The following is a 12971-nucleotide window of genomic DNA, read 5'->3' as shown; positions in this document are numbered from 1 at the left end:
AGGGTGAAAGGGTTTGGGGTGTAAGGATTTTGAATCAGTACACACGCCACTTGGCTCAAGTCGGGAAACCCGCCCACGCCAGTGGCTCCCCTATACACCTGAACCCCTACACCCTCGCCAAAACCCTTGATTTTTGGTTTTTATGCGTAAGTCCTACTAATCTAAAATCCAAAATTTAAAATCCAAAATTGATTCACTCAGCACTTTCACGCTCGGAGGTAACAGTATTACTATTGCTAGTTTTTAAGCTCTCAATCTAAAATCACAAATCCAAAATCCTATTAAGCTGTCGCTTCATCAGATGGTGCGCTGGGCATATAGTATTGATGCACCAATTCTTTGATAATTACTTCTGCATCATCAGACTCAATTCCTAATTGTTGGGAAATCTGCTGACGTAGGTTTTCATCTTCCTGCATCATGCTAAATAACTGCTCTAAGGTGACAGTTTGGTAATCTGCTTCTGAGGCAGAATCATCAGTTGTTTCTGTTTGTAATATTTGGTCATCATCTGATGAGGAATTGTTACTGAAAACATCTGGCCCATCATATTCCCAGATGGTTTCGCCAGAATTGCGTGTCAATAATTGCATCCCAATTTCGTAAGCTTCATCGCCCAGTTCACCTACGCCTAAATCGCCTAATTGTACTAGCCGCGCTGCTAACTCATTATTTGGTGTCGGTGCAGCAAGTAATCTTTCCCCAAAACGGTGTAACCACTCTAGCCAACGTTCTGTGGAAACTCGATGCTCAATATTATGCAGCCACTTGATCGCCCAAGCTTGTCCCCGCGCCTGATGTACGCCTTCTAGCAGTTCGGTGAAGAGAAATTCTAAGTCTGTATCACTCAGAGGCGGTGCTGGCTCTTGAGAGACATTTACATCGGCTGTTTTCGGCGTTGATTTGCCGCCAAATAAGCTCTGAAAAAGGTTTTTGAGCCATTGAATTAACCGCTTGAGCATTTGTCCCACCATAAAGTGTATTGTCTACCCTAAGATTGTAGCGATCGCTCTCAAAGATGGCGGTAGTGCAGTTAAGAAAATGTACATTTTGAAGGCTGAAGTATGAAGTCTGAATTATGAAGTTCAAATTTCAGACTTCACACTTCATACTTCATACTTTAAAATATGGTTCAAATGTACTATAATTATGGAAAACAGACACCCTGCGTTTAAAATATTTGAGCGCCAATTTGGGCGTTTATGTAAAAATCGATTCTGAAAATGAATTGACATTTTCCTTCCATGCCTTACGAACCCCTGCACCACAAGTATCGCCCAAAGAGTTTTGCTGAACTGGTGGGGCAAGAGGCGATCGCTACCACCCTAATTAATGCTATCCGTACAACTAAAATTGCCCCGGCTTATTTGTTCACCGGGCCAAGAGGTACGGGTAAAACATCTAGCGCCAGGATTCTCGCCAAATCCCTCAACTGTCTTCAAAGTGACAAACCCACCGCCGAACCTTGTGGGGTATGCGATGTCTGTCAGGGAATCACCAAAGGCTACTCGTTAGACGTAATTGAAATTGATGCCGCTAGTAACACTGGTGTCGATAATATCCGCGAACTCATCGAAAAAGCACAATTCGCCCCAGTGCAGTGTCGGTATAAAGTATATGTAATAGACGAGTGCCTCACAGGAGATTCTCTGATATTGACTGATCAGGGACTCTTCAGAATTGACGACCCCAAACTTAAAGGTAAGAAAGTTCTTAGTTATAACGACTTATCGGGTCAATGGGAGTTTAAAAAAGTCCTGAGATGGTTAGATCAGGGAAAACGTCAGACTCTGGTTATCAAGACAACTAAGCGTGTAATTAAATGTACAGGTAATCATTTAATCAGAACAGAGCAGGGATGGATACCAGCAAAGAACGTAAAAGAAGGAACGAAGATACTATCCCCTGTGAATGTGGCTGTGGAAACCTCATTTACAAATATGGGACGGATGGGCGCATCCGCCGATTTGCCAGAGGACACCAGTTTAAAGGCAACAAATACGGACAAAAATCTTACGACCTGGAATCTATTCTTCAAGCAGCAGAAGCGTTACGACCCTTGTGTGCTTGCGGATGTGGAGAAAAACTCCTTATTCCTACCTATTTACAGCGCAAAGGTAAAGGAATCGCCAGTATACAATCTTATTGGCAAAGACACCCATACCAAAAAGGACACGGCATTTGGCAACTCAGAACAGAAAAATTTCTGGCAAATGCCACTGTTATACAACCAGAAGCATTTGGGCTTATCTACGGTACATTGTTGGGGGATTGTGCCATCTCTTACCCCAACAAACACAGTAGATTCCCTAGATTGTGTTGGACACATGGTGAAAGCCAGCAAGAATGGCTGGAATACAAAGCACATCGCCTCCAACAATTGTGTCCCAAGCTGGGAATCACAGAGAACAGAGGATACGGAAACATATCCGTTACCTGTAAAACCATGTGTCATCCCCAACTCAAGGATGTCTTTGAAATCGTCAAACCGAACGGCAACAGAAAAATTGTGTCGATGGACTGGCTCAGTCGAATTACCCCAGAAGGACTTGCTTGGTGGTATTGCGACGATGGGTCACTCAGTCTTACACCAGCAGGTAGCCCCCAAATTCAGTTACATACAGAAGGATTTTCAGAGCAAGAAAACCAACTTATTGCCAATTGGCTTACAAACCTCGGATACCCGGCAAAAACAAGGTGTTACATCAGAAATAGTACAGGTAAGCAATACCACTACATTTGGATGGGCGCAAATAGTAGTAGAAAATGGTTGGCAGAACTCAAACAATATTCAATCCCTACAATGGATTACAAGTTTGGAAACGGTAGAATCTGTTCACCTCGATGGAATTGAGCGAGTTTATGATATTGAAGTCGCGGACAATCATAATTTTGTGGCAAATGGACTTTTAGTTCATAACTGTCACATGCTCAGTACCCAGGCGTTCAATGCGTTACTAAAAACACTCGAAGAACCACCTAAACACGTAGTTTTCGTTCTCGCAACCACCGACCCACAAAGAGTTTTACCAACAATTATTTCTCGTTGTCAGAGGTTCGATTTTAGACGCATTCAATTAGAGGCGATGGTGAAGCATTTAAATGCGATCGCCTGGAAAGAAAGCATTGATATTTCGGAAGCAGCTGTTACTTTAGTAGCGCAAATTTCCCAAGGTGGGTTGCGCGATGCAGAAAGTTTACTTGACCAATTAGCTTTATTATCCGGGCAAGTCACACCGGAAAGAGTCTGGGATTTAGTCGGTTCTGTGAGTGAACGCGACTTGTTAGTCTTATTGAGTGCGATCGCTCAAGATAACCCAGAAACAATCTTAGACTGTAGCCGCCACATTCTCGACCGAGGACGAGAACCACTCACTATTCTGCAAAATCTCGCCAACCTCTACCGCGACTTACTCATTGCTAAAACAGCCCCCAATCGCCAAGACTTAATAGCTTGTACTCCACAAACTTGGGCAGCCTTAGTTGAGTTAGCCCAAAACTTACACATCAGTACAATCTTGGCAGGACAACAACACCTGAGAACCGCAGAAATTCAAATTAAAAATACTACCCAGCCGCGTTTGTGGTTAGAAGTAACATTACTCGGATTGTTACCCAGCGCCAGTATTCAGCCAGCAGCCACAGTTGTTGTGCCAAAAATCAATGTCCCAGCACCACAAAATCATCATCCCCCATCACCACCAGTTTCAAACCCGCAACCTGTATCACCACCGCCTCACACTGCACCTTTAAATCAGCCACCTGCAAAACCAGTTACCGCAGAAGTCGTACCTGCAAACCCACAACCCGTCTCACCGCCTCCGCCTGAACCTGTCGCCGCAGAAATCACACCAGAAACTGCACAACCAGACTTAACCCAAATTTGGCAGCAAGTACTGAGTAATATTCAGTTACTTCCCCGTCGGGCATTATTAGGGCAAATGTGCCATCTGATTGAGTTTAACGGTAATAGTGCGCGTGTAGGTGTTAAACCTGCATGGTACGACAAAGTTAAATCTGACCTCACCATGATTGCTGGGGCTTTTCAGCAGACTGTGAATCGCAACGTTGAAGTCAGCCTAGAAAAAGCCACAGCCGTAACAACTTCTCCTCCAAAAAAAGAACCATCAACCAATAATTCCAATGGGCTTCACAAACCTTCTTTACCCCAAAAAAACAACCATCACCCAGCACCAACACCCCAAGCATTTACACCGCCACCACAACCAGCACCACAACCAGTCACACCGCCACCTGTAAAACCAGAATATTCTGAATATTCTACAAATGGTAATGGTACTGCTCACATCCAACCTCCCCCCCAACCCACACAAAATTCATCAGAAGAATGGGAGGAAGTCACAAGAGCCGCCCAACATTTAGCACAATTTTTCGACGGGCAGATTGTCCGCTTTGCTGATGATGGTTCCGATTCATCTGGTTCTATCACTCCATCGGATTGGGTAGAGGAAGTGGAGGTTGATGATTAAACGGCAAAAGTAAAAAGTAAAAAGGCAAAAGTAAAATAGGACTTACGCAAAAACCTCTCAAACTCTTATTCTTCCGTGAACTCTGTGTCTCTGTGGTTTGATTTTCCGTGGTCTGTGCGTAAGTACTTTAAAAAATAAAAAGGCAAAAGAAATATATTCTTTTGCCCTTTGCCTTTTAACTTTTTCCTTTCTATTCTCCACTGCCAGAATGTACTGTCTTTACCCATTTCAGGCGCTTTGGCCTAAAGGACATCCGGGCGGTGGTACTACTCATCACTACTAACCAGTGCAGCATATATAATGTGCCGCGCAGGGTTTGTAGTAGTAACACCGGATAAGTCGCAACGGTGAATTTCTGCTCTTGACGTATCCGCCTTAGTCCGGCAAACATTCCCAACACGGACATAGACACAGACAAGGTGGTGACTGGGCCTAGCAGTGGTAAGCGATGCTTGGCAATTGCCATTAACAAGTCTGGGATAGCAGCCGTTGGCAAGATGTACATACTGATCATAAACATGAGCATATCCCAGGTTTTGCGGGTTCCCATGCGGTTTTTCAGAATCAGATCCCAGTAATCTAAATAACGCTGATAGCCACCTTCTGCCCAACGGTTGCGCTGATGCCAAAGCGCGATCGCATTTGTTACACCTTCTTCCTGCACGGCTGGGGAGAAGACACACTCAATATCCCAGTTATCCAAATGCAAGCGCAAGGTCATATCCAAGTCGTCGGTGATGGTTTCCTCATTCCATCCACCACAACTATCTAGGGCGGTGCGGCGGACAAATTGGCCGTTACCCCGCAATTCACCAATCCCACCCAAAGCAATGCGTTGCTGTTGGAACCAAGTGTCCAGTGCCATTTCTGCCATCTGTCCCTTAGTCCAAAAGTTTTCTTTGGCGTTGGCTATTGCTTTCCGCACCTGCACTGCACCAACTTTTTCTCTTTGAAACAAAGGTACTATCTGGAGTAGCAAGTCTGATGGCACTTGAGCATCAGCATCAAACACAGCAACAATTTCGCCTTTTGTCTGGGGCAGAACTTGATTTAATGCTCCCGATTTACCGCCACCTGCTTGGGGAGAACGCCTCAGTACTTTGAGTTTTTTGTATTCCTGCGCTAGTTCCGCTAAGATTTGCGGTGTTTTGTCGGTACTGTTATCGTCAACTATCCAGACTTCGTATTGTCCATCTGGATATTCCAGATTGCACAAGTTCTTGACTAACTTCCCAATCACCGCTTCCTCATTTTTGGCAGCTACCAACAAAGATACAGAGGGTAAATTACCCTGCATTTCTTTTTGATAGCGGCGAGGTTTAGCGAATATCACCACTAACGCATGAATACCCAGGATTGTCGTCAACCCTAGAACAAAAATGTAAGCCCAAGAAGCCAAGTGTAGAGCGATCGTACCACTCCAAACTATTGACAACACCAGAGCGGCTTTACCTCTACGTCCTTGAAACCGTGATGGTTGAGACAAGCGATTTGTCCCTACCAATGAATCTTCTGTCGCCGATAGGTCAGCTAACAGAGAATCTAGCGGGTCAAGCTCTTTGTATGAATCGTTTTCAGGCCAGGAGTTCGCTGGCATAGGTTAATTAATGCGATACCAGTATTTTTCTACACCCATAAATAAGCCGGGAATTCTGTAACGTCAAACTTTGACTCTGCCATCTAGCTTTACTTGCTGTATCAAGATTATGTTGCTTTTTCAGGGCAACAGTAAATTCAACAAAGTAATTACAAGATAGACACAGCTTTGGGTTGTGAGACATTGCAATCAGCGTCTTGAAGACCTAATGTTAGGTTTTTTCGCCGCTACTGCCCCAGCTTGGATAAAAGCTAATGCAGCCTTATTGTAACCGAAATTTTAATATTTCTTAGTACTAACTTTGCTGGCACTATCACAAACTCAAAACTAAAAAGACAAAATACAAAGAATTACTTATTGATTATTGCCATTCGTTAACATTTCTTGCGGAATATTTTGAGGCTTTTTCTGAGAGTTGTGATTTTGTAGTGTGTATTACAGCAGTTTTTTTGGGAATACTATTGACAACTACTAATATCCCCAGTTTCACCTAACTTGAGGAATATTCAATAATGTCTATTGAGCAAATCCAGCCTGCAACTCAGCAGCAAGCAAGCGTTTACTTGCCTTATATTCAGGGTACAAAGCGGAATTTCTTGCCCTACGCTATCAGTCTCTATCAAAAAGGTATTTTGGAGGGACACCGCAAAATAGAAGCCAGTGAAAATATTCCTTTTGTCGCTTCTTGGAATGTGGCCACCCTACCTTCAGACTTAACGCGCTGCCGAATGCAGTTTGATGGTAATGCTGAACTCAGTTATGAAGTGATGATGGCCAGCTTTGAGTTTATTAGTTTTTTAATTGAATTAATGGAAAACTATAAACGTTATCGTGTCACAGACTTTTCGCAATCATTCTACAGAAAGTTGCTGCGTATTGATGAATAAATCAATTCCCTGAAAGTCTAGGGTATAGGATTGCAAGGGAAAACAATTTCCCTTGAACCTAGCCCAGACACTAATGCTTACGAGCATTGAGGCATAGTTTAGTTTATATATTTAGCATCCAGCCCATAACATTTTCAGCATTATTTTAAATACCTAGTAGTTAGTAACTTTACAGTATCAATACTGTAGATAAAAGCTATTTTTTTCACCAAAAAAATGTTATTTCTCAAAAACTATGCTCGCAAAGAGCGTAAGTCTTTTGCTGGAACAAACTAAAATTAGTAAACACCTAGCTGGGTTCTACTTCCTTTTGAAATTAGGAGTGCATGTGTGCCGAAATCTGCTAAACATCTGCTGATTGGCTCAACCGAAACTTATAGCGGAAAATCTGCAACAGTTTTGGGTTTGTCTTATCAGCTACAGCAAAAAGGACTGGATATTGCTTACGGCAAACCACTGGGAACTTGTTTGACAACCTCTGGTGGTACTTTAATTGAAGAAGATGTCCAGTTTATTGCTTCTAGCCTGAATCTAGCAGCTAACCGCATTGCGCCTACTCTGCTGGCTTTAGATGCAGTCAGTGTCCAAAAACGTTTAAGCGGCGAAGATAACAACAATTATCGCCAGTCGTTGATTCAGGAATATTTACAAGTTACTCGCGGCGATTTAGTCTTACTGGAGGGGCCTGGCAATTTAACAGAAGGACATTTATTTGATTTATCAACGCTACAAGTTGCAGAAGTGTTAGACGCGGCGGTTTTGTTGGTTAATCGTTACAATTCGCTACTTTCTCTAGATGCGGTATTGGCAGCAAAAGAGCGTGTAGGCGATCGCTTGGTGGGTGTTGTTCTCAATGATATTCCTGCCAAAGAAGTGGAAATGGTCGAAAATCTCGTGCGGCCATTTTTGGAACAGCAAGGAATTGCTGTATTAGGAACACTGCCGAAAAATGATTTACTGCGGAGTGTCAGAGTCGGGGAACTAGTCAACCAGTTAAATGCCGAAGTTCTCTGCCGTAGCGATCGCTTAGATTTGATGGTAGAAAGTCTGGCCATTGGGGCGATGAACGTCAATGCGGCTGTCAAGTATTTCCGCAAACGGCGTAACATGGCAGTAGTCACAGGAGGCGATCGGGTAGAAATTCAACAAGCTGCCCTAGAAACCTCAACTCAATGCCTAATTCTCACAGGACAATTACCACCGCCGCAATTTATTCTCAGTCGTGCTGAAGAACTGGAAATCCCCATTTTGTCTGTTGACTTAGACACCTTGACTACCGTAGAAATTGTTGACCGGACTTTTGGTCAAGTACGTGTCCATGAACCAATTAAAGTGCAGTGCATCCGCCAATTGATGAATGAGCATTTTGACATTGAGCGTTTATTACTGAAACTGGGCTTAAGTACAGCAGCCGCCTTATCTTAGCCATACACCAAGCATCTTTGAGATTGACCCTCCGAATTTTAGATTTTAAATTTTGGATTTTGGATTGCCGGGTTAAATCTAAAATCCAAAATCTAAAATTGGCTCGGTCAAGGTTCACAAAAGCCTGATTTTGGTTAAATCTAGCAATCCTCAATGATTTATCAACATCTCTCTCCCTTGTCCACCCTGTCTTCCTTGTCTCCCTTCGCCAGCTACTTACTTAAATAATTCAAAAATTGTAGCAATGTCTAACTTCAGCAGGCTGTCTACCTACACTCTGTTTGGTAAAATATCTAGGTCGTTCAATTCTAATTAATTTTATCTTTGAGCCAGTCAATAGACCTAATTAACCTCGATACATTAGCGCAAGAACTGGCGACAATCCAGCAAACAGGTTCTAAGCGAATTGCTTTGCTGGGTTCTCGTCATGTGCCGATTACCCATCAAAATCTGATTGAAATGATGACTTATGCCTTGGTGTTATCAGGCAATCGGATTATTACCTCTGGGGCTACGGGAACGAATTCAGCCGCCATCAAAGGCGCAATGCGGGCTGATCCCAATTTGCTGACTGTAATTCTGCCGCAAAGCTTGGAACGTCAGCCTTACGAATCTCGGCAACAGTTAGAACAGGTAATGCACCTGGTAGAAAATCCCAGTAACGATAACCTGACTCTGGCTGAAGCTAGTTACATCTGTAACAAAGAGATTGTTTCTCGTTGTCAGCAGTTAATTTGTTTTGCTTTTCATGACAGTCGCACTCTGCTACAAACTTGTGGAGATGCCGAAGAACAAAGAAAAGTAGTAACTTTGTTTTACTTTGATTAGTCATTTATCCGTTGTCATTTGTCCTTTGTCATTTGCAATTTACTCATGACCAATGACCAATGACTTAATGACTAATAATTATGGACTAGTAACTAATGACTATTTTTTTGTACTGTATTGCCGCAGCTGCTGTATTAATTTATCTGCCGTTTTTGCTGGTGGCTTATGCCCGGTTGAGTGTGGGATATGATATTTCTGCACCCCGCGCGATGTTTGATAAATTGCCACCTTACGCTCAACGAGCGACTTGGGCGCATCAAAATTCTTTTGAAACATTTATGATTTTTGCTGTCGCCGCATTAATGGCTTATGTCACGAATGTCAATTCTGCTGTGGCTGTAGTTGCGGCGATCGCTTTTGTCGTGACGCGGTTGTTATACTCTATCTTTTATATTTTGAATGTACCGCTTTTGCGATCGCTGATGTTTGCTATTGGTTCTTTGGGTTCTGCAACTCTCTTCTTCTTTAGCATCCTACAAGCAAATACTTAAAATTAGGGAAGAGGATAGATAATACCAATTACCAATAAACTCATCCACAATCCCAAAGTTAACATTTTTTATGGCTTCAACTTACTCCTTTGACATTGTGAGCGATTTTGATCGGCAAGAATTAGTTAACGCTGTTGATCAAGTTGTGCGAGACGTTAACAGTAGATACGACCTCAAAGATACTAAAACTACAGTTGAGTTGGGTGAAACAACTATTACTGTTAATACCGACAGTGAGTTTACTTTAGATTCTGTACACAACATTCTCCGCGAAAAAGCTGCCAAACGTAGTCTCTCTCAAAAGATTTTTGAATTTGGCAAAGTTGAATCTGCAAGTGGTAATCGTGTACGTCAAGAAATCACCCTCAAAAAAGGCATCAGCCAGGAAATTGCCAAGCAAATTTCTAAATTGATTCGTGATGAATTTAAAAAGGTACAAGCTTCCATTCAAGGTGATGCTGTGCGGGTTTCTGCTAAATCAAAAGATGATTTGCAAATTGTCATTCAACGGTTAAAACAAGAAGACTATCCAGTTGCATTACAATTTACAAACTATCGTTAGGAAATGCCTAAATCTAGTACAACAAGGCAAAAGTAAAAAGGCAAAAGGAAAAAGAAAGAATAACAATACCACAAGCCTTTTAGCAATTTCTTCTGGTCTGTTTATTTACGCTAACCTGTACTAGTTAAAGTTTTTCCAAGAAACTGCCAGCGAGTTGTTGTTCGTTGGCAGTTTGTTTCATAGCAGAAGGCAGTGGTTCGGCTACTTCGACTGCGCTCAGTACAAGTCCGCTCATCAACCAGGCAGGAGATAAAGTCTTACTATCCCTCGCATTCAAGCTTTCAAACTGTCCTAACATATCTGACTACCGCTATATTTTCAAGACAACGTATGCAGAGTTTGTTTTCAGACTATTCTTATATAGCAATCCTACGTGAGTTGTAAAAATTGAGAGGCTCAGATCCCCGACTTCTTTGAGAAGTGGGGGATCTCGTTGTTCACAAATGATTTAGGACTGCTATAGCAATCTTAAATAATTGATAAACATCTTGCTCCCTTGTCTCCCTTGTCTCTTTCGTTCCTATCTCACACAGGACTGCTATATCCCAAAATAATTTGGTACATCTTCATAGAGAATAGTTATAAGTATAGTTATTGTTCGAGATTAGTCAAATGCGTGACCCACAGAAGAATACCATTCAAATTGACCCAGCAACTGTTGTTTTAATTGCGTCCATATTAATACTTTTACCTCTTGTACTCACTGGTTTGTTCTGGCAGTAAGAAGATAATAGAAAGATTGACCCTTTCTAAGGTATTTACCCAATGAAATCTGGTGCCACATTTCATCAACCGCAAGAAGAAGACATTTATGATTGGAATGGGGAACAACTCAAGCCAGAGGTGCGCCAACATCGTACAACAAGGCAAAAGTAAAAAGAAATAATAAAGAATAGAATTCGCAGCTTTAAAGAAGAAGTCAGAATTCTGGTTCCTGACTCCTGAATTCTGACTTCTGACTCCTGAATTCTCTTTTGATCAATTAAGGTTCTGTAGCCGTTGATTGAGGTGTAAACTGAACTCTCGGATCTGGCATAAAATTATATCTAACGTACAATCCACCCCAAACAAACAACACAATTAACAAAGCACCAATACCCAAAGGACTGGGAAGCCAAAATACTACTTCTATATGATTGAGTTCACCGGGTTGGAGTCGCCATAGCAGTTGATTACCTTGTTTTTCGGGTTCAACAGCATTTTCGGTGAGTTGAATATTGTTCGCACCCCAGGGAGTGTTTAAGCTAAATTCTAAATTGAGAATTGCACCGGGATCAGCAATAACGTTACCTTTACTGGCAATTAACGCCAGCGATCGCAAGTCTAAATCATAAATTAACCGATTCCGCACTAACAATAAAAAATTATTCTGGAATAGCAGTAAATTAGATTCTATTTTCGGTAATTCCGCATCAGCTTCACTATTTGTAGCTGCTACTTTTTGATTGTTATGAGAATTAAAAAAGTCATTAAACTTAGTTTGTAATTCTTGACCATTACTAAAGGGGATAGTAACTATTAGTTCTTCTTGCGAAATACGCCGGACTTTACCTTCTAGTTTACGAGTCCGATTTTCTATACTATCTAACCAGGCATATACATAATCACCACTAAAACTAGTAAGTTGTTCACCTAACTTAATATGCTGTACTAGTTCGCCGCTATTGGAGTGATGAAAATTCACGCCAACATCATACTTTACACACCCAGATAACAACAGGGATGTAAATACTACTAGCCACAAAATAGTTTTTCTTGGAGAAAAGATGTGGTTAATGTTGTGTCTGATTTGTATCGTTAACCAGCCCAATGGTTGAGTTAACCTCATCAATATTTTTCCCAACTTAGAAAAATTCATCACTGTATTTCTCCTCAAGAAGTATGAAATATGAAGTCTGAAATAAAATTTTATCTTTGGCTTAGGGTATAAGGGTTGCAGATCAGACTTCTTTAATAAGTAGGGTATCTTGTTCTGCATGATTGATAACCACTTCATACTTCATACTTCACACTTCAGAATGCCAACCAAGTTAAGTAGGAGAGAATTAATCCAATAGCAGCGATCGCCACCCAAATAAAGCGATTATCTTTGGTATTAACTTGGCTGAGATCAACAAATTCCTGTTCAGCAGGTTTTTTCTTGACAGAAGATTTGGGGGAATTAGCCGCAACCCGCATTTTCGATTCATTATCTGATAATGCACCCAAATCGGGAATCTCCGTCATCCATTCGCTGGGGCGTTTCAGCTTTGGTGCTTGTAAAATGTAGAGCAATCGCCGAGCTTGTTTATTCGTTTCGGAATAGGGATGGCGTTGTAGTTGTTTGCAAAGTGCGATCGCTTCTTCATTTCTGCCGGCTGCTTCATAAGCTGTTACTAGCCACAATTGCGCTTCTCCTCCCAAGCGAGAATTTCGCGCTAACAAGGCGCTGGCCTTTTCCAGATTTTCAATCGCTTCCCGATACTGCCCATTTTCAAAGGCAATTCTTCCAGCTTGGTAACGCTTTCTGGCAATTTCTAAACTTTGTTCACTCACGTCTTGCATATTAAATCAGCACTGCTTTAATTTTGCCAACGCCAGGAATCTTTTTGTAATCTTTTCAAAAGCTGGCAATCTTCAAGTAAATAAGCTTTTAAAATTTTAACTAGAAGTCATCTGTAAAAACCCTTAATTATGCAATGCAGGTGAGCA

General features: G+C 41.8%; 11 protein-coding genes. 6 read left to right on the top strand and 5 right to left on the bottom strand.

Annotated elements, in window-relative coordinates; all coding sequences use genetic code 11:
- Positions 1-281: 281 nt before the first annotated feature.
- A complete protein-coding gene (locus H6G77_RS11990) occupies positions 282-974 on the bottom strand; it encodes a hypothetical protein (protein WP_242048311.1) in 693 nt (230 codons plus the stop codon).
- 270 nt (positions 975-1244) lie between these two features.
- Here H6G77_RS11990 and dnaX point away from each other — a divergent pair, with 270 nt between their 5' ends.
- Positions 1245-4490, top strand: a complete 3246-nt coding sequence (dnaX, locus tag H6G77_RS11985) for a DNA polymerase III subunit gamma/tau (protein WP_190871672.1) — start codon at positions 1245-1247, stop codon at positions 4488-4490.
- 190 nt (positions 4491-4680) lie between these two features.
- On the opposite strand, the gene H6G77_RS11980 is transcribed toward dnaX, so the two are convergent.
- Positions 4681-6087, bottom strand: a complete 1407-nt coding sequence (locus H6G77_RS11980) for a glycosyltransferase family 2 protein (RefSeq protein ID WP_190871671.1) — start codon at positions 6085-6087, stop codon at positions 4681-4683.
- Positions 6088-6599: 512 nt separating this feature from the next.
- Between H6G77_RS11980 and ebsA the strand changes: the two genes are divergently transcribed.
- From ebsA to H6G77_RS11955, 5 genes are all read left to right on the top strand, one after another.
- Positions 6600-6974, top strand: coding sequence for a type IV pilus biogenesis protein EbsA (ebsA, locus tag H6G77_RS11975; protein WP_190590171.1), 375 nt, complete (start codon positions 6600-6602; stop codon positions 6972-6974).
- A 330-nt stretch (positions 6975-7304) separates the two neighbouring features.
- A complete protein-coding gene (locus tag H6G77_RS11970) occupies positions 7305-8399 on the top strand; it encodes a DRTGG domain-containing protein (RefSeq protein WP_190590172.1) in 1095 nt (364 codons plus the stop codon).
- 324 nt (positions 8400-8723) lie between these two features.
- A complete protein-coding gene (locus H6G77_RS11965; RefSeq protein WP_062294944.1) occupies positions 8724-9227 on the top strand; it encodes a hypothetical protein in 504 nt (167 codons plus the stop codon).
- A gap of 95 nt (positions 9228-9322) precedes the next feature.
- On the top strand, positions 9323-9718 hold the full coding sequence (locus H6G77_RS11960) for an MAPEG family protein (protein ID WP_190675341.1): 396 nt from the start codon (positions 9323-9325) through the stop codon (positions 9716-9718).
- Positions 9719-9788: 70 nt separating this feature from the next.
- Positions 9789-10280, top strand: coding sequence for a YajQ family cyclic di-GMP-binding protein (locus H6G77_RS11955; protein ID WP_190590174.1), 492 nt, complete (start codon positions 9789-9791; stop codon positions 10278-10280).
- 124 nt (positions 10281-10404) lie between these two features.
- On the opposite strand, the gene H6G77_RS11950 is transcribed toward H6G77_RS11955, so the two are convergent.
- From H6G77_RS11950 to H6G77_RS11940, 3 genes are all read right to left on the bottom strand, one after another.
- Positions 10405-10578 (bottom strand): hypothetical protein, encoded by a 174-nt coding sequence (locus tag H6G77_RS11950; protein ID WP_190871670.1) that lies wholly within the window; start codon positions 10576-10578, stop codon positions 10405-10407.
- Positions 10579-11262: 684 nt separating this feature from the next.
- Positions 11263-12138, bottom strand: a complete 876-nt coding sequence (locus H6G77_RS11945; protein WP_190871669.1) for a DUF3153 domain-containing protein — start codon at positions 12136-12138, stop codon at positions 11263-11265.
- 155 nt (positions 12139-12293) lie between these two features.
- On the bottom strand, positions 12294-12824 hold the full coding sequence (locus H6G77_RS11940) for a tetratricopeptide repeat protein (protein WP_190871668.1): 531 nt from the start codon (positions 12822-12824) through the stop codon (positions 12294-12296).
- Positions 12825-12971: the final 147 nt, after the last annotated feature.

The sequence above is a fragment of the Aulosira sp. FACHB-615 genome, assembly GCF_014698045.1.
GTDB lineage: Bacteria > Cyanobacteriota > Cyanobacteriia > Cyanobacteriales > Nostocaceae > Nostoc_B.
Note: the sequence above shows the minus strand (reverse complement) of the source record. Positions and strands in the feature narration are given on the sequence as shown.